This window comes from Vibrio sp. 9-16B-A1 (assembly GCF_056726165.1).
This window is the reverse complement of record NZ_JBSDZD010000005.1, coordinates 235,958-257,870: the sequence shown is the minus strand read 5'-3', so window position 1 is coordinate 257,870 and position 21,913 is coordinate 235,958. Positions and strand designations below refer to the sequence as shown.

Below are 21,913 nucleotides of genomic sequence, written 5' to 3'. Positions count from 1 at the left end.
TATTGTGGCGTCTGTTTAACGCCCGCTTCTTTGGGATAGAAGCCCGCTCAAGAGTTTGTGAAATCGCGCTGCGATGATTCCGGCTTGAGCGAAATTTAATAAAGCGTTAACTCAACAACTTTACTGAGTTCCTTTCACTCGGGCTCTGAGAATTATTGTCAGCAACTGACAATGGTGCCGTGCACCCAAAATTCTTGAGTTTATTATGAGTACTTATTTATCCGCACAATCACTTTCTGTTTCATTTTCTTCCACACCTCTGTTTGAGGATGTTTCTTTTACCGTCAGCAAAGGCGAGAAAACCGGGCTTATCGGCCATAACGGTTGTGGCAAAAGCAGCCTGATGAAACTGCTCTCCGGCAGTCTGGAAGCGGGCAGCGGACAGTATGCCCTTTCCGGTAAGTGTGTCATGGCCTATGTTGAACAGCATATTCCGGCCTTTCTTGAATGTTCAACTCTGCTCGAAGCTCTGGCAGACAAAGTTACAGCTGATGAACTCTGGCGTGCGCAGCTGCTGCTTTCTGAGCTCGGCTTTGACGAGCCGGATTGGCAGATGCCGGTCGGCAGTCTCAGTGGCGGCCAGCAGATGCGCCTGCTTCTTGCCCGGGCGGTGATCGGCGAGCCCGACCTGCTTTTGCTCGATGAACCGAGTAACCACCTGGACCTGCCTGCACTGCTGTGGCTGGAGCGTTTTCTGCTTGGCTGGAAAGGCTCGTTTGTTCTGGTATCCCATGATCAGCGGTTGCTCGACAGAGTAACCAACAGCACCTGGATCATGCGTGACCGCACTCTGCGTCACTTTAATCTGCCCTGCTCTCAGGCGAGGCAGGCTCTGAGTGAACAGGATGAGGCGGACCTGGCGCGTCATCACAGCGAGCAAAAAGAGATCGACCGTCTTGAGCAAAGCGCCAAACGGCTGGCGATATGGGGAAAGGTTTACGATAACGAGGACCTGGCCCGTAAAGCCAAAACCATGCAGGCCCGTAAAGAGCGGCTTGTGGATCAGCAGACTCAGCTGACTGACGGTGCGCCCTGGACGCTGACGCTGAAAGGCGAAGCGCTGCCGGCAAACCGGTTGCTCGATATTGAGCAGATGACGGTGAGGCCACAAGGCACGGATCTGGCCCTGTTTGAGGTGCTGGCAAAGCAGGTAAAAAGCGGTGACAGAGTCGCAGTACTGGGCGCGAACGGCAGTGGTAAATCTACCCTGCTCGGCGGGCTCTGGCGGCACTATTTGCACGTAGAGCTGCAGCAGGCTGAACTTGCCCGGGTGAACTATCACCCACGCTGCCGTCTTGGATACTATGATCAGTCACTGGAGCAGGTCAGCAATCACGAGTCTCTGAGTGAAGCGCTTGAGCGCTTTGCTCCGCTTGGCGAAGAGGCGCGTAAGATGGCGCTGATCAGCGCTGGCTTTGAGTATCAGCGTCACCAGCAGACGGTCGCCACCTTAAGCGGTGGTGAGCGGGCGAGGCTGTTGTTTATTGGCCTGACTCTGGCGTGCTATCACTTGTTGTTTCTTGATGAGCCGACCAACCACCTTGACCTTGAGGGGAAAGAGGAGCTGATTGATACCCTGCAAAGCTATCAGGGAGGGGCGCTGATTGTCAGCCATGACAGGGCGCTTATCGAGCAGGGCTGCAACCGCTTCTGGCTTATCCGCGACGGTGGGCTGGAGGAGCATCTGGATGTTGATGATATCTACGCAATACTTGAACAGGCAGAAGTCAGGTCAGAGCCTGTAATGGGTCCTGCCGATGATACTCCCGGTGAGTATGGCAGTGACTGCGACAGGTTGCTTGAACGGCTTATTGAGCTGGAATCTCTGCTGGAAGAAGATCTGAATCGTAAGGTCAAGCACCAGAAACCGGCCTTGCAGCTGAAATGGCAGCAGGAGATAGAGGAGATCAACGCGCGGATCTGATGGATAAAGCAGGCCGGTTTTTCCGGTCTGCTTTTCCTGCCAGTCACTTTATGACTTATCTCACCCTGTTGCGTCCTTCCTTCTTGGCCAGATACAGCCGGCTGTCCGCTTCATTCAGCAGGGCTTCCTCATCGTGTTCATCCAGGCTTGCTATGCCGCAGCTGATGGTGACCCTGAACTCATCCATTTCCCACTGCAGCGCCTGGATGTGCCGGCGTATACGCTGCGCCATGGTCATGGCATCGGTGTAATCGGTATCTGGCAGCAGAATCAAAAACTCCTCACCACCGTAGCGTCCGGCGATGTCTTCTTTTCGGATCAGCGATTCGATCTGTTTGGCTACCGTGATCAATACTTTATCACCAAAGGGGTGGCCGTGAGTGTCATTGACCGATTTGAAGTGGTCGATATCAAGCATTAATACAGAGAGGAGCTTGTCATTCTGGCGGGCGTCACTTATCAGCCTGTTGAGGGTGGATGAGGTATGACGGCGGTTGTACAGACCGGTCAGAGGGTCGGTGATCGACATCTGTTTCAGCTTGCTGTTGGCGTGCTCAAGCTCCCGGGTCTTGAGTCTTACCTTCTGGTCCAGCATCTGGTTGGATTGCAGGATCAGGGACTGGCGGATCCGCAGTACAATTACGGCCATAAGCAGAAGGGCAGTGACGCTGCCGGTGCTGAGCCAGATCCAGCGTGGAATTTCCTTCAGCTGTTCAGTAATGCCCGGCGGGCGATTGATGATCTCAGTCCCCGGTGGAAGTGTAGTGGTGTTGAGGCCAAACTTTTGCATGACCTGGTAATCGACCGCGGTGCGGGTAGGCGGAGCCGTAATTACCGGGATCGCTGACGCTTCTTCCCCATCGAGTATACGCAGTCCCATTTCGGCCGCCTGTCTGCCCTGCTCAAAGCCGGAGGTAAGCACGCCACCCACAATGCCTTTGCCCAGGTAAAAATCCCATGAGCTGTAGATAGGAATATTTGCTGCTTTGTCTATAAGTGCCAGGCCATCCAGGTAAGAAATGAAGCGGTCCTGAGCATCGAGGTTAACGGTTAAAAGATAAAGCAGGTTGCCTTTACCCAGACCGGAGATGTACTTTTCAAGAATGCTCCAGGTAAAGCCGGTAAACAGCTCGATATTCACTCTGTCTTCAAAGCGTTCTGCCAGCCCTTCCAGGTTTTGCTCTATCGCCTGACCGGTAGTGGACTTATCCAGCACTACGGTGACTTTCTCGGTCTGAGGGTGAAGAGCCAGCATCAGATTTAGCGTCGCTTCAGCGTTATGGGTTTCTGCTACGCCGGTGGCCTGTTTGAGTCCGTTGATCATTTTGGGTGTGAAATTGCTGATCCCGCAAAATACAACCGGGATGTTGTTGTAAAATTCTTCATCATAACGGACGATGAAATCCAGTGCCGCGTTATCACTGACGATAGCAAGATCAAACTGGATCCGGTGGCTTCTGGCCCGGTAAAGGTCGAGCAGTTTGGTGGAGTACTCATCGCCGGCGTTGCGTTTGGTATCCAGGTATTCGTAGTAAAGTTCGATGCCGGGGCGGCTTTTCAGTACCGAGGCCAGGCCTTCATTGACATTATCGGTCCACTCCAGCCCCTGGTGGTAGGAGTGGAGGATCAGCACTTTTTGAGTGGCAGCACCTGCGTTAAGGGGCGATAACCATAACAGTGCAGTGATGAAAGAAAGCAGAAACCTGTTCAGCTGTATTCCTCCGGATATCTGTTCTGCCAACCGTGAAACTGACATTTTTATAATGACTTAATCCTGGTACAAATTGTCTGTGAACGGAGGATTGAGCACAGATTATGTGGACTCAGTATTGTCTGTAAGCCTTTAAAAAAGAAATAGTCACGGGTCAGTACGCCCCGGGGCAGGGGCGTTATATTCAGACAATGAACTGCCTGACCAGCTGGCTCAGTTCACCGTTGCGGGCATTGAGCTGTTCCATAGACTGGCTGGTGGTTTCGGCTGCCGCCAGCAGTTCCTGAACCATGGCGTTGATGGTATCAATATTCCTGTGCACCTCACCGGCGACGGTGCTCTGTTGCTTTGAGGCGACAGCTATCTGGCTGCTGATGTCAGAGATCTTATCGACTGAGCTTTCGATAACCGCAAGGCTTTCAGCAACTGCCTGGGTGTTGTCGACCGTTTGCTGGCTGGTCTGTGCGGTTGAGCTGAGGCTGGCGGATACCTGTCCGGAGGCGTTGGTGACTTCCAGCAGCATAGTGTTGATCTGGTCGGTGCTGGAACCTGTCCTGGCGGCCAGCGCCCGCACTTCGTCAGCGACCACCGCGAACCCACGTCCCTGCTCTCCGGCCCTTGCAGCTTCAATGGCGGCATTCAGGGCCAGCAAATTGGTCTGTTCGGCGATCCCGCCAATTTCGCCCAGGATCTGGCGGATTTGATCGCTGCTCTGGTTCATCGAATCGATATTGCCTGACATAGCCTGGAACTGCTGCATAAACAGGGAGACACTGCTGACCGCTTGAGTCACCACGAGGCGGGAGTCCTGCATTTCACTCAGTACCTGCTGGCTGTAGTGGGTAGCTGAGTCAGTACTGTGTGCGACCGAATCGGCTGAAGCGCTCATTTCTGTGATGGCGGTGACGATCTGCTCTGTCTCCCTTGCGTGCAGTTCCAGCACCTGCTGGTTCTGCTGAGTCTGCTTTTCAAGCGCTACTATCCGCTCAGTAATCGAGGCCGAAGCACCGGTAACCTGCTTCACAAGGGCTTGTATTGATTCAATGAACTGATTGACGCCTGCGGCAATCTGACCAAGGTCATCCTGGCTGTTTACCTGCAGTCTCCGGGTCAGGTCACCACTACCCTGGCCAAGTTCACTTATCATGGTTTTAAGCGCAGCGATCGGACGATAGAGGTAGTTCAGCATCAGGGTCAGCAGGAACGCAGCAACCAGAATGCTGAGTACTGTTGAGAGCAGTACTTTTTGTCCGGCAGTGTCGAGTCTCTGCGTTATCGTTTTTTCGTCAGTTCTCAGCAGCAGCTTCCAGGTAAGGCTTTCTGTGACTTTCAGCGGGGCGGAAAACAGCAGATACGTTTTTCCCGCGCTTTGCTGTTTGACGACATGGATTCCATTCGCTGTATCGCTGATGACGGGCTCTCCCAGCAGGGAAATCGACGGTATTCCCCCGGCAACAGGCTCGCCGTTATCGGTAAAAATCGCCTGTCCGTCAGCCGCTCTGTCAAAGAAGGCCTCCAGCCGGCTCAGTTCGATATTAAGGGTGACGGCGCCATATTTTACCGCCGCTGCGATACTGATGACCTCCCTGCCGGAATAAGGGTCGGTATAGGGTTCGGTGACGACAACCGATTTTGCCTGTGCAGCCCCGGTAAACCAGGGCATTTTTCTCGGGTCATGCTCCTGACTGTTGAGCATTCCCTGGCTTGCAGAAAAGCCGGTGCCATCTATGAAAGCGATGATCACATCATCGACCTGATCGGTCTCTGCCATCAGTCCCAGGGCGGTCACCATCTCTTTTGGAGTGCGTCGTTGCTGAAAGTACTTTGCGCTTCGTGTCAGCGAGTCGAGGTTGTCATCCAGCCACTGCTGGTATTTAAACTGCTGCAGTGCCAGCGCGCTTTTGGTGCTGTCGATAACGCTGGCTTCCAGGTCGTTGCGGTAGTCTTCAAACAGCAGGCGGCTGCTGACAGCCACCGAAATAATCATCAGAACCAGAGAGCAGATAACTATTTTTTGTTTAAAACCAATTGAGATCTTCATCAGAGACTCCTGGCAGGTTGCCGCCGGAAGGTTGGCTTACTGTTAAACTGAATGGCTATCGTGCCGCTGGCCAGCAACAGGATCAGCAGGGCTGCGACCGGATAAGTGCCCCAGGCAGCGAAAACGGAACTGAGCAGGGTATTGACCAGCGCAGCGAGAATATTGGAAAGGAACAGGAACGAGTAAACCTGGCTGAACCCGCTGCTGCCCCAGTGAAGCCGGACCTTGTTGGCATACAGTACCAGTACGCCTCCGTAGTGAAAGCCAGCAAGTATCGCCAGCAGGTTTGCAGCAAAGTCAAAAGGTTGCCAGGCAAGCAGTAACAGCAGTGTTATGCCCTGTCCGGCGAGATTAAGCATAAGACAGCTGTTGATGCTGTACCGGTCACTTAGCGCCCCCCAGCAGACCCGCCCCAGGGCATTGGAAAGTGCGAAAAGAGTGACCAGAGACAGCAGCCATTGAGGTGCCTGAACGCCAATGGTGATCAGCTTGCTGTTAACAAAAAAGCCTGCGGCCAGGCCTGCCGTCATGGCAATAAACAACTGCCAGAACGTGAATGAGCGCACCAGCTCAGAGAGCCTGAGCCCTGCGCAGGATGCCTGCTGAGATTGTTCCGCCGGTTTCATCATGACGGCGGGAAACAGCCCCAGTACCAGATAGGCGACCGAGACATAGCTCAGGGCTTCAAACGGCCCAACCTGCCAGATCGTCAGTGCCGTCGAAGCCAGCCTGCCGACCAGCATGGCTCCGGCAGCAAAGCCACCTACGGCGAGTCCGGTCACCAGTCCTGCACGAGCTGGAAACCAGCTGACCCCGACCAGAATCGGGATAAGATAGGTGATCCCAACTCCAACGCCGCCAAGCACGCCGACACCAAACAGGGTGAACCCAAAATGGAGTTCTCCAAGGCTTGCTACCATCCAGCCCAGCGCAAAAAAAACGATGCCGGCCACGGCGCTTATCTGTGTTCCCAGCTTTTCGATGATGCCGCGCGCGACCAGCAGAGTGAGCGGGAAAACGACATAGAAGATGTTAAACGGCAGGGAAGCCAGTGTCGCTGACAGGCTGAGTTCTGAGGTAAATGCCCGGTCAAATATAGACCAGGCATAGGTACCGCCGAGACATGACTGTAGCAGTATGACACTGATGAGAATGAGGTATTTGTTGTTTTGCACCTGGCCTCCTTACCGGTATTTGGATGGGTGATAATTGAGCTGTATCAGTTGCTCCGATATCATGAGCAACAATTATCATCGCACGGATTGAAAAATATTTTCTTTGATCGATCGCTCAACAATAAAAATCTTTATTTCAGCAAAGGGAAGAACAGAGAGGAGAAAGGCAGTGGAAACAGAATTCATCGTTAATCCGGATAAAGAGCTTTCAGATACCATCTATCAGGGGTTGTATCGCTATAATATGCAGCACTTCCCTGAAGCAGAGCTGGAGAAAGTCGCCTGCGTAGCCAGAAACCCGGATGGTGAAGTTGTGGGCGGGCTGACCGGGCAGATCTTTACCAATACCCTGTTTGTAGAGTACCTCTGGGTAGATGAAAACAGCCGTACTGCCGGTATTGGCAGCCGGATCATGCAGCAGGCGGAACAGGCGGCGCTGGAAAAAGGCGTTACGGATATCTATCTGGATACCTACTCATTTCAGGCGCGTGACTTCTATCTGAAACTCGGTTTTCACGAAGTCGGTCAGTACACAGGTTTTCCGGTGCGGGGAATTGATAAGATCTTTTTGCAGAAAAATATCGCTTAAGATGGAAAAAGGTCTGGCATAAAGCCAGACCTTTTGGGTAATGCTGTCAGCTGTTGATCTATTCCGTAAATCGTCAGAAGAAACCCAGAGGGTTTACGCTGTAGCTAACCAGCATATTCTTGGTGTTTTGGTAGTGATCCAGCATCATTTTGTGCGTTTCACGGCCGATGCCTGATTTTTTGTAACCACCGAATGCTGCGTGAGCCGGGTAAGCGTGGTAGCAGTTTACCCATACACGACCGGCTTCGATTTCGCGGGCAAAGCGGTAAGCCGTGTTGTTATCGCGGGTCCAGATACCGGCGCCCAGGCCGTACTCCGTGTCGTTGGCAATCTCAAGAGCTTCTTCGATAGTTTTAAACGTGGTAACCGCTACTACCGGGCCAAAGATCTCTTCCTGGAAGATTCGCATTTTGTTGTGGCCTTTCAGCAGAGTAGGCTCCACAAAGTAACCGCCATTGTCTGAACTGTTACCACCCGCCAGCAGCTCAGCACCTTCTTCCTGACCCAGTGCAATGTAACTGCGGATCTTGTCAAACTGCTCCAGAGATACCTGAGAGCCTACCTGAGTATCGGTATCCATCGGGTTGCCCTGCACGATGGTTTTCATGCGCTCAAGCAGTTTTTCCATAAAGCGGTCGTAGATTGATTCCTGGATCAGAAGGCGTGAAGGACAGGTACATACCTCACCCTGGTTGAAGAATGCCAGAAGCACGCCTTCTACACACTTGTCTACGTAGCTGTCTTCGTGGTTGAAGATATCTTCCATAAAGATGTTTGGTGACTTACCACCCAGCTCTACGGTCGACGGGATCAGGTTGTCTGCTGCGCATTTCAGAACGTGCTGGCCTACCTCTGTCGAGCCGGTAAACGCCACTTTCGCGATGCCTTTATGAGTCGCCAGAGCCTGGCCTGCTTCCGGACCGAAGCCGTTAACGATATTTACTACACCTGCCGGGATAAGGTCTTCAATAAGCTCCATCAGAACCAGGATAGAAGCCGGAGTCTGCTCTGCAGGTTTCAGTACCACACAGCAGCCTGCTGCCAGTGCCGGTGCTAGTTTCCATGCGGCCATCAGCAGTGGGAAGTTCCATGGGATGATCTGGCCTACAACACCAACCGGTTCCGGGAAGTGGTAGCTTGCGGTCATGTTATCCAGCTCTGCAGCAGTACCTTCCTGGGCGCGGATACAGCCGGCAAAGTAGCGGAAGTGGTCAACAACAAGAGGAATGTCCGCTGCCAGGGTTTCACGAACCGGTTTACCGTTATCCCATGTCTCAGCGACAGCCAGCATCTCCAGATTCGCTTCGATGCGGTCTGCAATTTTGAGCAGTAGGTTAGAGCGCTCGGTTACAGATGTTGCAGCCCAGCCTGAGCGGGCTTTATGAGCAGCTTCTACTGCTGCATCAATATCTTCAGAAGTGGATGCCGGAACCTCACAAATAATGCTGTTGTTTACCGGAGAATGATTGGTGAAGTAATTACCTTTAACCGGAAGTACCCACTGGCCACCGATGTAGTTCTGGTATCTTTGTTTAAATTCTACAGCAGCGCCGTCTGTATTTGGATGTGCGTATAACATTATTACCCCTGATTGGTTTATTTTGTTTCTGCGGATAATTATCCTCACTATCAGACTGGAATAAATATAAAACCAGTTTTCTAGTTAGTGTTAGTTGATGCTAATAATTTCAACATATCAATAGGTTGCGTTTGTTTGTGAGTGTTTAAAGTCCTAATTGACATTGTCTTATGTCCGGAATGTCAGCCATTTCATTATATGAAACAAGCGGTTTAATTATGAAAGTATCAGATGCTCTGTAAATCTGTTGGGATATTAGGACAACTTTGTATGGTATATGTGACGTTGTTTCTTTTTATTTTACTATAACTCTGTGTATTTATTGGGGTAAGTTAATATATTGCGCTCTGTTGGGTGCCTGGTTTTATATAGTTAATGTTTGGTTGGTTGCCCATAATAAAAACACTTGTCACGGAGAGTATGGAGGGGTGATGAAAAAAGTGTATCTGGCGGGGCCGGAAGTGTTCCTGAGTGACTCGATTGAAATAGGAAACCTGAAGAAAGCACTCTGTGAGAAATATGGCTTTATAGGTTTATACCCTCTCGACAATGAACTTGACTGTTCGGGAAAGAAACCGGCCGAGTTTGGACTGGAAATTGCGCGTGCGAATGAGGCTTTGATCGCTGAAGCGGATGCGGTGGTTGCAAACCTGACGCCGTTTCGCGGAACCAGTGCTGACGTTGGCACGGTATACGAAATTGGTCTGGCGAAAGGGCTGGGGAAAATGGTTTTTGGTTACAGCAATGATGCCCGTAACTTCCTTACCCGCAACCGTGAAGATCTGGTGGCTGTACGTGAAAACCCGGATGGCGGGTTTTGTGATGGCAACGGTATGACTCTGGAGAACTTTGACCTGGTAGATAACCTGATGATCGATGGCGGTGTCAGCGCCTCAATTGTTCTTAGTCACCAGGGTGAAGGAGCACAGAAATACCGTGAACTTGCAGGTTTCGAAAAATGCTTAATAAACCTGGTTTTGCACTATGAGTGCGTTTGTTGTTAGTAGAGAGAAATAATGATTGTTTTTAATGAAGTTGAACTGGTCCATATGTTGCCTTTGATCACCGCCCATGCGGAGAGGCTGGATATCGCGATCGAGCTGCACGGGAGAAAGTTCAAGATAGCTCAATGCCAGCCGATCTCAAGTGACTTTGAGTGTGATGGCAGCCTGATGGCGGTTGAAACCGGTGGAGTACTTACACTGACGAACAGAGTTGAGCTGGTTTATTCTCTCAAAGATGGCATTGCTGAAATCAACACTACCAGCATGAAGGCTCTCGAAGCGAAGATCTATAGTACGCTTCATTTCTGATTTCCTGGTGTTGTTTGGCTGCCTTAGATACCGGCAGCCACATACCTCAAATCTTTATCCCGATACACTGTTGAGTTGAGTGCTTTTACGGTACTCAGTTGGTGTCATCTGGTGAAACTTCTTAAACAGCAGCCGGAAGTGGTTGGTGTCCGAATAGCCTACCAGTTGGCTGATCTGGTCAATGGTCAGCTGGGATTTGTCCAGTTTGTCTCTTGCTATAGCAACCCGTATTCTCTGAATGTAATTCATCGGTGTTTCTCCGGTGGCCGCTTTAAAGCGCCGTTTCATCTGGCGCTCACTCAGGTAGATCTTCTCTGCACATCTGGCCACAGTCAGAGAGGCGGAGTCGCTTTTATGCATCCAGTCCTGCAGGGTATGGATCTGGCTGTCGTTGTGTTGCCGGTAAGGGACAAAGCTGGCCAGACACTCCTGCTGAACACGGTCAATGTCGCCATACAGGTATTGTTTGCAGGTCTTCAGGTGCAGTGAGCCAAACCATTCCTCGATGATCATCTGTGTTGCTTCATAATACTCGTATACTCCGGACGTACAGATAATGTTGCGGTCCCGCGTAACGCGGCGGTTGGTCAGTAAACGCACTTCAGGAAAGCGGTCACGAAATGTATTGCTGTGTACCCAGTGTGTGGTAGCGTTTTTCCGGGCAAGCAGTCCCTGCTGAGCAAGTACAAAAGCACCGGTACAGATAGACAGTACATACGCTGCTTGTTTGCCGATTCTGTTGAGCCAGTTGCAAAACTCGTCAGCAAAGATAAATGTTTCGTTGGCCGGGTCACCACATGAGCCTACCAACAGGATGTCGGTTGAGTCGACGCATCGCCAGTCAGAGTTCGGGCAGACACATACTCCTCCCAGACTGCAAACATTCTCGCTGTTCGGTGATACAAAGCACACTTCTGGCGGAGGAAAACCGGCTAACTGGCAGGCTGTTGACAACATTTCGACAGGACCGGAAACAGAGGTTGCAGGCATCCCGTCATAAAGCAAAGCGGTGATCCGCATTGTTCTCTTGTTGTGCAGTTTCGCTCGCACCATTTTTTCCTTCTGGTTTTGGGGTTCGGTACTAATTTGTCCGAAATACCGCACCATAACCAGTTAACTTATATGATTTTCACCTATTATGTTGAATGAGGTGATATGCAACACGCTCGGGTGATTAATGTGTTGTAAAACAGTGGCTTGGATTTTGTCTTGCCAGTGCTTACATTGTTTTAACTAAAAGTGTTGAATGAATTGAAGTAATTACTCTATTTTAGTGGTGTAATTTTGCTCGAATGGTTTGTTTTTTATCCGGCTGAGTCTGCCTTTGCGCTGCGTTTCTGAAACAGAAAAGCAGCGCAGCAGAACGCTTACTGCTCTGCAGTCACACAGCGAACATTTCCGGTCAGAAGGCTGGAGTGGCAGAAGTTTACGTTATCCTGATAAAGGATTTGAAAGAACTGTTCGGCCTGATCATCAAGCAGGTGAGCTTCCGTTGCGTCCGGCTCTTTTTCCCGGGTGTAGGCTGCGTTTCGTTGTGGGTTACGGAGAGAAAAAAGGCTGCTGCTCCAGAAACAGACCGATGAGAAGTTCTTAAGACTGGTCGTTCCATTCTCGGGTGCAATGGTTGAGTGGAGGCTGTGCAGTCCGTGCCAGTGCTGATCAATAGTGTGGAGCTCATTGTAGGTTTGTTCGCCTTTTGAGCTGAATGTGACCCCATGGCTAAACAGCAGGGTGTTGTCCTTCCCTTCAAGAAAAGGCGGGTGATTGAACCGGGTGACAGTGATGATCGCCAGCCCCAGAATCAGGCTGAGTACCAGCAGGAGCAGGTTGATCTTATTGACAGTGCGCATTGACCGCCTCCTTAATCTCTGCAGTAGATAAGCCCGAAGAGAAGCTCAGGTTAACCGAGCCGACCTCGTTAAACCTGCTGGAGTGGAAAATACAGGCGATGTAGATCTGGTCAGGATTCTTGGACATAAACAAACGGGTCACTTTTCCGTTGCTCCCGCCTTTCAGGGATTCAAACAGCCGCACGCCGGTTGGCGAGTCCTGATAGGTATACTCAACCCCCTCGTATTGCTGAGTGAGCCACCTGTGTTCTCTGATGTTGAGGCTGTGCACTAAAAGCGTGGTTAACCAGAGCAGCAGAGTGACGCTCAGGAGCCCAAGAAGTACCAGTAACAGCCAGGAGAGGGCCGGGGGAATACTCCTCTTTGAAGCCCTGGTTCCTGTTCCATCCCCGGGTTGCACCGGCGGTGCAGAGGCAGGTTCAGCTACCGGTTTGTTTACCGGAGCAGCAACAGTAATCATCCCTTTATTGAGCATGTAGCCCTGTTTGGGTATGGTTTTTATGATCTTCTGTTCTTTTCCGCTGTCTTCCAGAGCAATGCGAAGCTGGGCTATCGATTGAGTCAGGCTGGATGCCGTGACAATCCTGTCCCGCCATACATGCTCAGTGAGTTCCTGTTTGGAAACAACTCTTCCCTCTTTTTCAATAAGGAGTTCCAGAATCCGGCTTTCCGTTGATTTGATTTTTTTGCTTCTGCCCGACTTAGGGTGGCTCAGTTGCCTTCTTATCGCCGGATTAAATACCCACATTCTATAACTCCCTTGCCGTGCTGCCTGCCTGGCTTTCAGGGGCTATTTGTTTCTGGTTTACATCGACACACTGGAGTGCCTGGTTGGATATCTGTATGTAACAGTACAGCTTGTCGTTTTCGATAAAGACGCTGAAGTTCTCGGTTCCGCCGTCAAACAGAATATGCCGTTCAGGCAGGTCAAAGTATTTACTCTGGCTGATGATTTTTTCCTGAAGAAAGTTCACGGAGTACGTATCCCATGGCCAGAATGCGAGCATAAACTGCATATCGGCGGTTTCTCCGTTGTTAAAAGTAATGTGTGCATCCAGCAGATAGCGGTTTCGCCAATAGCGCCGCAACTGGTACTCAATATGCCGGGAACGAAAATCCTGAGACTCTTTACCGTAAGTCAGGATGAGTTTGTCGATCCTGGTGTGTTTGTTCATGGCAAAATCGGGCACCGCCATGTCTGCCAGCATCAGTTGAACCGGTATCAGCAGGGCCAGTGCTAACGCAAGAACTGCAGGCAGTTTAGTGGCAGTGTGAGACGACATGCTGACTCATCTCCTTAACCGGGTGGCTGATATCAAAGGAAAAATTTCGCGCCCGGGGTTGGCCACTTTTTGCCTGATGAACGACACAGGCAACATAGATACGGGTCTGATTCGAACTGATATAGAAATCGACCAGCCCAGGTAACGGGGAGTGAATCAAAGCTTCTGCCAGCAACTGGCCAACAGGATCGTCGTTTTCCAGCGAAAACAGGTTAGTCCCAATCCGGAAACTGGAGAGGTTAGCCGGAGGAGGTATTTTGGGTGGAACAAACAACACCCAAAACAGAGCGCAGTTGGCAACGGCCAGGATCACACACAACGGAAGCCACCTCAGTGATGGGCGGCTTTCTGCTTTTGTTGTTTTATTGATGGCCAGGACTTCATCGGCCAGCATGAACTGCTCAGCGGCCACGCGGTATCCTTCCCTGGGAATGGTACGGATAAAGCGCTGCTCTTCAGCGTTGTCATTCAGGGCCTGACGCAGCAGTGCCACAGAGCGGGTGATGCTGGCATCAGAAACCACTTTGTTTTGCCATACGAGGTTTAAGATCTCCTCCCGGCTGACTGTACGATGCTGGTTTTTCAGCAGTAAGCAGAGAAGTTCAGATTCCGTTTTATTGAGACGGCGGGTCTCACCTGTAGTCGTGTCTGTTAAAAGCTGTTTTCCGGAATTAAAGTTCCACATCATTTTACTCTGCAAATAGGGGCCACCCTCTGGACGTATCCAGGCTAGAGATACCTGATCACTGGTATAAATATAATTTACTGCTATTTAAGAGCTTTCATTTAATATGCGGCAGCTCTGCTGTAATGCGACCGAATATTTTATCAGTGAATGATGTGTCAGCGAAATGCTTTGTCGCGAATGGCGGTGAAAGACGTCCTGTTTGACCTGTCTATGAAGAGGAGGGAAGCCGTTCCCGGGCGATATTATCGACCTGGCCGGGGAAGGCTGATCCGGCCCGCCTGGGGTTCAGGAGCCGGATCAGACAGGATCAGTCAGAAATCCTGTTCACCGAGTTCCGTACGATAAGATCCGGGGCCAGCCGGGTTTTCAGCCCTTCGGTTCCCTTGCCTTTGATGATGCTGAGTACACCTTTGGCGGCTTCTTCGGCCATCTGCTGCTTCGGGAAGTTAATGGTGGTCAGTGCCGGGCTGACGTACGGGCTGCTGGCATCGTTATCGAAACCGACGATGGATATGTCTTTACCTACTCTCAGGCCACGTTCGTGGCATACACCATAGGCTGCAAGGGCAATATTGTCGTTCATACAGAACAGGGCAGTGATCTCCGGTGCGCGGTCAAGCAGGCGGCCGATGGTCTCATGGTTGCCACTGTGGTCAAAACGCCCTTCTATTACCAGGTTCGGGTCGTACTGCATGCCGTGTTTACCCAGCGCGTTACGGTAACCCTGCAGGCGATCCCGGCTGTCGTTTTTGCTCAGCTGACCGGTGACACAGCCAATTTTGGTGTGACCACACTCAATCAGGTGCTCCACCGCCAGCTCTCCACCGAGTTCGTTATCCATACAGATACAGCGGTCGGCCATTTCCGGGATATAGCGGTTCATCAGTATGGTGGCCGGGGTCTGTTTTGAAATTTCAAGGATGTCGCTGTCACTGAGCATGTCTGAGGTCAGCACCAGTCCATCGACTTTTTTTGAATGAAGGAAGCGTATCGACTCCTGCTCTTCTTCATAGCGTTCCTGGCCGCTGGTCAGGATCAGGTGGTAGTTCTCTTTACGCACCATGCCTTCCACGGTATGCATCAGCGGGCCATAGAAAGGACCATCAAGGGTGCCGACCAGCATACCAATGCTGTAAGAGCGGTTGGAAGCCAGTGCCTGGGCGAATGCATTTGGCTGGTAACCCAGCTTTTCAATGGCATCAAAGACTTTCTTGCGGTTGGCTTCCTTTACGGAGGCGTGGCCGTTCAGCGCACGGGAAACGGTGGACTGGGAAACTTTGGCGAACTCTGCCACTTCTTTAATGGTGATCAATCGAATGCATCCTGTATATCTGTTGCAATGCAGCTATGTTACCCGGGAAGCGGTTTCTTATCTAACCCTGGTTGCGCTGTGGGGGACGGTAAGGGTTAAAACAGCGTGTTTGCTCACATTTTGGGATCCCCTGATGATGGTTTTGTGATCCTTATCTGTGAAAGCGCTTTCTTTGTTGAGATAGTTCACGGTTTTATCATTAACGCTGGTTATATACTCGCCGTGCTGGTGGTGAGACAGGAAACTTACCAAATTACCTGGTCCGGGAGAGAATATTAGTAGCCGGTGTAATTGAAGTGTGACTGAGTTTTCTGTCTTCTTATTCGATTATAAAAGAAAGCGCTTTCTTGGCGTGACTGCAAAAAATGGAGTTTATATGAACCTTTCCAAAGTATCCCTTGCCTGCCTTCTGGCCCTGTCAGGTGCGAGCGTTGCGCCTGTTGCTTCAGCTGCTGATGACGGTTTTGAGTTCCACGGCTACTTCCGTGCGGGCGTACTGCTGAGCAAGAATGATGACTTTAAACGAGCGAAGTTTCCGGCATCTAAAGAGCGTCTGGGCCGCCTGGGTATCGAGTCTGATAACCACTTTGAGCTGGCGCTGCAAAAGAATTTTGAAAACGATGACGGCCAGAAAATCCGCATCAAAACCCGTGCGGGTGCTGATAACTCAAAACAGGCAACCAACCAGCTTGGTGCCAATGCCGATGCGACAAACAGTTCTATTGGTATGGTTGAAACCTTTGTTGAGTTTGAAGGCGTGACCGATACAGGTGTGCTGTGGGGCGGTAAGCGTTTCTACGGAAAAGATAACTATATCTTTATGACCGATTTCTTCTACACCGATATGTCGGGTACCGGTGTGGGTATTGAAGGTATCGAGCTGGGCGGCAACAAGTGGGACTTTGGCTATATCGCCAGTGATAACTCGGGTGATACCGGTTTCTGGGGCGACAGCAACAACATCATGCACGCGCTGCATGTGGGTGTGAACTTTGGCAAGGTAGAGCTGCACGGTATGGCGAAGTACCTGCCGGATAACATTATTAAAGAAGGTGGCGTTGACAAAAAATACGCGAGCAATGGTGCGGACCTGACGGCGATTGTTCACTCTGACAGCGTGTTCGGCCTGTCTGAAAAAGGCTTTACGAAATACATCGGTCAGGTAGGTAAGGGCTTGGGTTCTGGTCAGCTGCTGGGTGGTACCCTGACCACTTACAATACCTACAAGCCGGGTAACAACGTCACGTCATGGAAGATCACCGGCAGTGATTGCGGTACTTCGTGTGTGAAAGCCGCCAATGAAGGCGATGTGTCTGCCCGTGCTCTGGTATGGGGTGGTTACTTCTTCGAAAATGGCGTGAGCATCTTCCATTCGATTCAGGGTCAGTACAACGACATCGAAGACGGCAGCAAAGACAGCTGGGCATCGGCGATGATCCGTCCGACGTTCCCTGTGAGCAAAAACTTCTTTGTGATGACCGAAGCGGGTTACCAGTATAACCGCGGCGAATCGACCAGCGGCGATGTGTCAACCAGCTACGATTACAAATTCACTGTTGCGCCTACTGTATCCGTGAACTCAGGTATGGGACCAACCCCTGAGATCCGTTTCATGGCGACTTACCTGGATGGCGACCATCGTGATAAAGCAGATCTGATTGTTGGTATCCAGGCTGATATGTGGTGGTAAGACACCATTCCTAAGGGGGAGTTTTGGCAGCCTTTGTGGCTGCCTTTTTTCGTTTTATCCCGGCTCTTCGGGATTATTCTGCTCGCGAATTATCCTCACCGGACTTAACGCACTTCTGAACCACCGTCACACAATTATCTCAGCTGCTGGCGGTTGATGAAATATATAAAATAGATCCCCGTTCCAGTTAATTTGTCAAAATAAATAAGCGTGGTCGATTTATTTGACTCGCTATCAAACTCTCCGGAAATCGTGTTCGTATTTTGCCGGTAAAACGCCGATCTTATTGATGTGCCCGTTTCATCATTATTTATAAAAAACAGAATAAGTTGAAATAAGCAGTGGGTACACGACGCGCTTTTGCGCGCGTGCAGAAAACAATAGATGATATGGAGAACATCATGAAAAAGGTCATGAATAAAACCTTACTGGCTGGTTCCGTCGCAGCTCTATTGCTTTCAGCGGCCTCTGTACATGCAGCCCCGTCTCACGATAAGGCTGTGATCGGTTATCTCACCCAGTGGGAAGCCTGGAAAGGTCCGGAAGCAGGATTCAGTGTTAAAGGTGAAGCGACTCACCTCAACGTGGATATGGATATCTATTCCATCCTCAACTTCTCATTCTTTGGTGTCGCCAAAGATGGCTCGCTGCACAGCGGTGATTACCGCAATAAAAGCATTTACCAGGACGGTTCCGTGCAGGAGCCGGCTCCGCTGCTTCACACCGACGTTTACTCAAGCTGGGATCTGCACATCCTCTGGGGTGAACTGGAATACCTTTGGGAGTATCCGGGCAATGAACCCTGGCAGGCAGAGCAGCTGAAGAAAGTTCAGGACCAGGGCTTTGTGCCAAATGGTGCTCAGCAGTGGAAACACGAGCCTTCCGGTATTACCGGTAACTATCCGCTGCCACTGAAAAAAGAAGGTGGCGCACCGGGTCTGATTGACCTTGCCCATGCCAAAGGGGTGAAGGTGATGGCTTCGCTTGGTGGCTGGAGTATGTCGAAACACTTCCCTGAAATGGCGGCCGACCCGGTGAAAAAAGCCCGCTTCCTGCAGGATGTGGATGCGCTGATGGCGCTGGGTTTTGACGGTATCGACATCGACTGGGAATACCCGGGCTTTGGTGGCATGAACTTCCAGGGCAGCCCGGAAGACTACGATAATTTTGAGCAGCTGATGGAAGACATCCGCCAGCGTATTGGTCCGGATAAACTGCTGACTGCGGCATTCTCCGCATCGGTGGCTAAACTGGAAGGCTATGACTGGACCCGCCTTGCGGCTTCGATGGACTACTTCAACATGATGACCTACGACCTCAACGGTGGCTGGTCTAACGTTGCCGGGCATAACGCGCCGCTCTATCCGTATCCTGAAGAAGAGTACGACGGCCTGAACCTGGATCATCTGCGTCAGTGGATGGCCGCAAAAGGCATTCCGTCAGATAAGATCAACTTTGGTGCCGCGTTCTACGGCCGTGGCGTACAGACCACTGAAGCGACCGCGTATGTTGGCGCTCCGACTGAAAAACGTATGGTGAACTTCTCGGTTGATGGTCCGACCGAATCGGCGGTTGACCTGACCAACTGGGCGGCGTTTGAAGGTCAGCCAAGCTACAACTACATCGTGAAGCAGGCGGGCTGGAGCCACCAGTGGGATGCTAACGCCGAAGTGCCTTACGCGGTGAAAGACAAATACTTCCTGAGCTATGACGATCCGGCTTCGATTGAGAAAAAAGCCCAGTACATCATGGACCATAACCTCGGCGGTATTATCGTCTGGCAGGTAGCCGGTGACATCAAGTGTGAAGGCAGTTTTGTCAGCCATGGCAGCAAGCTGAAAGAGTGTACCAATCTGACTTCGCCACTGGCAGAGAAGATTGATGGCGTGTTCAGCAAAAACGTTGTGCCGAATACCCCGCCGGAGCTGACAGTGCCGGGTGCTCAGTCTGCCAATGCCGGTGAGACCATCATCTTTACGGTCTCTGCGACCGACGCGGACGGTGATTCGCTGAGCTTCAGCGCACAGGGTGCAACGGTACGCGAGCTGGGCAGTGGCCAGGCAGAAGTGACTTACACCGCGCCAAACAGCGCGACTGATCTGCAGGAAACGGTGGTTGTTACTGTTTCTGACGGGCGTGCCCAGCAGAGTAAGAGCGTAGTGGTGAGCGTGAAAGGCAGCGGCATCGTGGAGAACACACCACCGGAGCTGACGGTTCCTGGCGCGCAGCAGGTGAACTCGGGTGAGTCGCTGACCATCACGGTTTCTGCAACAGACGCAGATGGCGACAGCCTGACTTTCTCTGCTTCTCATGGCACGGTCAGTCAAAGCGGCAATCAGGCTACCATCACCTATCAGGCGCCAACGGTGACCACAGATACTCAGGTGAGCATCACGGTAACCGTGACTGACGGCACTGACAGCGACAGCGGCGCAGTGGCCGTAACGGTGAAAGCCAGTGGCGGCGGTGATTCGACCTGGGAGCCAACAGCGGTATACGTCGGCGGGGATGAAGTCATCCACAACGGCATTAAGTACACCGCCAAATGGTGGACTAAGGGCGATGAACCGGGTACATCTGACGTGTGGGAAGAGTTCGATGACGGCACCGTCAAAGAATGGAACGCGGGTAAGGCGTACTCCGGTGGTGACCAGGTCACTTACCAGGGCAGCACTTACCGTGCCAAATGGTGGACCCAGGGCAATGAGCCCGGCACCAGCGATGTCTGGGAACTGATTTAAGTTTCCCATTTACCAGCCAGCGCCCTGCTTTTGCGGGGCGTTTTCTCATCATGTGAGAACATACCGTTTTCGTAATCCTCTTTTTCCCATATTCTGATAATCCGGTTTTGTGTTTTTTATGAGCAGAGTTATGGTCGGAAAGTCAGGGGAAAAATCACTGCAAATCCTTATGTTTATCGCGGCGTATGGGGGGCCTGTCAGTGCTAAAGCACTCAGTCAGGAGCTGGGTATGCCGCTCAGCAGCCTTTACCGTTATCTCAAGCCGCTGCGGGAGTGGAATCTCATCGAAGAGAGTCCGCAGCAAAAAGCTCTGGTGGTTGGGCCGGCGGCACTGATGTTGATGCACAGTTATCAGATGAGTCAGCTCCGCATGCCGGGTATCGAGAGCGTTTTAAACCGCCTCGCTTACCAGACCGGAGAGCTGGCGGCTTACCTGGTACCCGCGGGAACGCAGGCGTTGTGCGTTTCTCAGAAGGAAAGTCAGCAGGCGCTGCGGTGCAGCTTTGTTACCGGCCGTTGCCAGCCACTGCAAAAGGGCGCGTCTTCCAAGGTGATGCTGGCGTTTATGCCCCAGGACAGACGTAACCGGATCCTGGCCCATTTTGGCCAGCAGCCGGAGGAGTGGGAGAGTGAGCTTGAGCAGATCCGCCGTGATGGTTATGCCATCAGTACCTCGGAGATTGACCCCGGGGTATCGGGGATCAGTGCGCCGGTATTTAAAGCCAGCAAGCTGATCGGCGCGGTTTCTGTGATGGCCCCTGAACACCGAATTGAATCAGACAAACAGCGAATCGTCCTGCACGTATTGCAGGCGGCGAGGGCACTGCCACCGGAGGGATAAAACATGTTCTTTGAGCGACTGAGATGGAAAAAGAAAACCACCAATCACAGCAAACAGGTTCTGGTCAGCCGTTGTGTCAGGCTGCCCCTGATGAGTGAGCAGGAGTTTTTGGCCATGTCTGCGGTGCTGGAGTCTGCGCACCAGTGGTACACCGGTGGCAGTCTGAGCTCCGGAGGGCATTTTGTCTCTGAGGTGAAAAGCAGTATCGCCCAGGATTTCTATCTCAGTCAGCTTGGTAACTGGCAGCAGGAAGGCCGGTTGCCGGTGCTGCTGACCAACTGTCATGAGAACATGGTGGACAGCATCCGTGCGGCCGGGGAGCGCGTGGGGATCATTCATATCAGTCACCGTTTTGCCCTGGAACCAACCCTGGAGCTGACCAGGGGATCCTGCTACCACTATGTGTTGTCACGTAACCCTCAGGCTGAGTATCTGGCGCTGGGTATCGATCCTGGCTGTTACAACGTCGCGGGCCTGGAGCACGCGGAAGATATGGGGGCTTACTGGCTCAGTAATGCAGAATGCAATCTTCGCAGCCGCGGTAAGCTCAAAGATCAGCTCAGCTATTTGAGCTCCAGGGTTGATCATCTGATCCTGGATATCGATCTGGCGTCGGTTGTACCAAGCCACCGCTATGGCGCAACGCCGGTACTGGATGCGCACTGGCTGGACCGGGTAGTGGGTTTTTGTCATGCGACCGGCAAGCTTTCCATGGTTCAGTTGTGTGGTCAGTACGAGTATCAGATCTTTTCCAGACAGGCTAAACACCTGATTGATATGCTTTGTCCGGCGGGTGTACTTTTAGACCAGCATACTAGTACGCAACATGATGCTATGCAGGTAAGTTAAGTTGCGCAAAAAACTAAAAAAAAGTTGAAGACTTCTATAAAAACTTGGATTAAAATGTGACCGCAATCAAGTTTAGAGAGGTCCAAAATGAAATATACCATCGCAGCAGCCCTGTTAATCACTTACGGAAGTGCAATCGCGGCTGAACTGGTAACTCCGGATACTATCGCTAAACAAGGACAGGTTTTTATGGCCAGCCAGTATGTAGCATCACACACTGCCACGGCCAGCGCGGAAGAGAGCCCGCAGCCACTGAATCAGGTTAAGATTTTAGGTTAAATCGCTGGAATGTCAGCATAATGAAGAGAGGTCTGGTACCTCTCTTTT

Annotated in this window: 19 protein-coding genes; 9 read left to right on the top strand and 10 right to left on the bottom strand. The window is 51.6% G+C overall.

Annotation, left to right across the window (positions count from 1 at the left end; all coding sequences use genetic code 11):
• The first annotated feature begins 205 nt into the window (after window positions 1–205).
• Window positions 206–1,924, top strand: a complete 1,719-nt coding sequence (locus ACVB80_RS10710; RefSeq protein WP_481081282.1) for an ABC-F family ATP-binding cassette domain-containing protein — start codon at window positions 206–208, stop codon at window positions 1,922–1,924.
• 55 nt (window positions 1,925–1,979) lie between these two features.
• Here ACVB80_RS10710 and ACVB80_RS10705 read toward each other — a convergent pair whose 3' ends face one another.
• The 3 genes from ACVB80_RS10705 to ACVB80_RS10695 form a co-directional block, all read right to left on the bottom strand.
• On the bottom strand, window positions 1,980–3,557 hold the full coding sequence (locus tag ACVB80_RS10705; RefSeq protein ID WP_481081281.1) for an ABC transporter substrate binding protein: 1,578 nt from the start codon (window positions 3,555–3,557) through the stop codon (window positions 1,980–1,982).
• Window positions 3,558–3,819: 262 nt separating this feature from the next.
• Window positions 3,820–5,676 (bottom strand): methyl-accepting chemotaxis protein, encoded by a 1,857-nt coding sequence (locus ACVB80_RS10700; RefSeq protein WP_481081280.1) that lies wholly within the window; start codon window positions 5,674–5,676, stop codon window positions 3,820–3,822.
• On the bottom strand, window positions 5,676–6,851 hold the full coding sequence (locus tag ACVB80_RS10695) for an MFS transporter (protein WP_481081279.1): 1,176 nt from the start codon (window positions 6,849–6,851) through the stop codon (window positions 5,676–5,678). The genes ACVB80_RS10700 and ACVB80_RS10695 overlap by 1 nt, the downstream gene beginning before the upstream one ends.
• Before the next feature lie 169 nt (window positions 6,852–7,020).
• Between ACVB80_RS10695 and ACVB80_RS10690 the strand changes: the two genes are divergently transcribed.
• Window positions 7,021–7,440: a GNAT family N-acetyltransferase gene (locus ACVB80_RS10690; RefSeq protein WP_481081278.1), complete on the top strand. Its 420-nt coding sequence runs from the start codon at window positions 7,021–7,023 to the stop codon at window positions 7,438–7,440.
• Between the two features lie 73 nt (window positions 7,441–7,513).
• Here the strand turns inward: ACVB80_RS10690 and exaC are convergent, their stop codons facing one another.
• On the bottom strand, window positions 7,514–9,019 hold the full coding sequence (exaC, locus tag ACVB80_RS10685) for an acetaldehyde dehydrogenase ExaC (protein ID WP_481081277.1): 1,506 nt from the start codon (window positions 9,017–9,019) through the stop codon (window positions 7,514–7,516).
• A gap of 431 nt (window positions 9,020–9,450) precedes the next feature.
• Here exaC and ACVB80_RS10680 point away from each other — a divergent pair, with 431 nt between their 5' ends.
• Both ACVB80_RS10680 and ACVB80_RS10675 read left to right on the top strand, forming a co-directional pair.
• Entirely contained in the window at window positions 9,451–10,023 is a 573-nt protein-coding gene (locus ACVB80_RS10680; RefSeq protein ID WP_481081276.1) for a nucleoside 2-deoxyribosyltransferase, read from the top strand.
• A 12-nt stretch (window positions 10,024–10,035) separates the two neighbouring features.
• Complete coding sequence (locus ACVB80_RS10675; RefSeq protein ID WP_481081275.1) at window positions 10,036–10,332, top strand: hypothetical protein; 297 nt, start codon at window positions 10,036–10,038, stop codon at window positions 10,330–10,332.
• A 54-nt stretch (window positions 10,333–10,386) separates the two neighbouring features.
• On the opposite strand, the gene ACVB80_RS10670 is transcribed toward ACVB80_RS10675, so the two are convergent.
• The 6 genes from ACVB80_RS10670 to ACVB80_RS10645 form a co-directional block, all read right to left on the bottom strand.
• The gene (locus tag ACVB80_RS10670; RefSeq protein WP_481081274.1) at window positions 10,387–11,385 is read right to left on the bottom strand and encodes a GlxA family transcriptional regulator; all 999 of its coding nucleotides are present in this window, start codon (window positions 11,383–11,385) and stop codon (window positions 10,387–10,389) included.
• 314 nt (window positions 11,386–11,699) lie between these two features.
• A complete protein-coding gene (locus ACVB80_RS10665) occupies window positions 11,700–12,182 on the bottom strand; it encodes a hypothetical protein (protein WP_481081273.1) in 483 nt (160 codons plus the stop codon).
• Complete coding sequence (locus tag ACVB80_RS10660; protein ID WP_481081272.1) at window positions 12,166–12,930, bottom strand: winged helix-turn-helix domain-containing protein; 765 nt, start codon at window positions 12,928–12,930, stop codon at window positions 12,166–12,168. Before ACVB80_RS10660 ends, ACVB80_RS10665 begins: the two co-directional genes overlap by 17 nt.
• Before the next feature lies 1 nt (window position 12,931).
• A complete protein-coding gene (locus tag ACVB80_RS10655; RefSeq protein ID WP_481081271.1) occupies window positions 12,932–13,465 on the bottom strand; it encodes a hypothetical protein in 534 nt (177 codons plus the stop codon).
• Window positions 13,443–14,150 (bottom strand): winged helix-turn-helix domain-containing protein, encoded by a 708-nt coding sequence (locus ACVB80_RS10650; protein WP_481081270.1) that lies wholly within the window; start codon window positions 14,148–14,150, stop codon window positions 13,443–13,445. The genes ACVB80_RS10655 and ACVB80_RS10650 overlap by 23 nt, the downstream gene beginning before the upstream one ends.
• Before the next feature lie 310 nt (window positions 14,151–14,460).
• Window positions 14,461–15,465, bottom strand: coding sequence for a LacI family DNA-binding transcriptional regulator (locus tag ACVB80_RS10645; RefSeq protein ID WP_481081269.1), 1,005 nt, complete (start codon window positions 15,463–15,465; stop codon window positions 14,461–14,463).
• Window positions 15,466–15,841: 376 nt separating this feature from the next.
• Here ACVB80_RS10645 and ACVB80_RS10640 point away from each other — a divergent pair, with 376 nt between their 5' ends.
• The 5 genes from ACVB80_RS10640 (at window position 15,842) to ACVB80_RS10620 (ending at window position 21,865) form a co-directional block, all read left to right on the top strand.
• Entirely contained in the window at window positions 15,842–17,155 is a 1,314-nt protein-coding gene (locus ACVB80_RS10640) for a carbohydrate porin (RefSeq protein ID WP_481081268.1), read from the top strand.
• Window positions 17,156–17,556: 401 nt separating this feature from the next.
• Complete coding sequence (locus ACVB80_RS10635; RefSeq protein ID WP_481081267.1) at window positions 17,557–19,896, top strand: glycosyl hydrolase family 18 protein; 2,340 nt, start codon at window positions 17,557–17,559, stop codon at window positions 19,894–19,896.
• Window positions 19,897–20,014: 118 nt separating this feature from the next.
• On the top strand, window positions 20,015–20,737 hold the full coding sequence (locus ACVB80_RS10630) for an IclR family transcriptional regulator (protein ID WP_481081266.1): 723 nt from the start codon (window positions 20,015–20,017) through the stop codon (window positions 20,735–20,737).
• 3 nt (window positions 20,738–20,740) lie between these two features.
• A complete protein-coding gene (locus ACVB80_RS10625; protein WP_481081265.1) occupies window positions 20,741–21,586 on the top strand; it encodes an arginase family protein in 846 nt (281 codons plus the stop codon).
• Between the two features lie 87 nt (window positions 21,587–21,673).
• A complete protein-coding gene (locus tag ACVB80_RS10620) occupies window positions 21,674–21,865 on the top strand; it encodes a hypothetical protein (protein ID WP_481081264.1) in 192 nt (63 codons plus the stop codon).
• The last annotated feature ends 48 nt before the right edge of the window (window positions 21,866–21,913 follow it).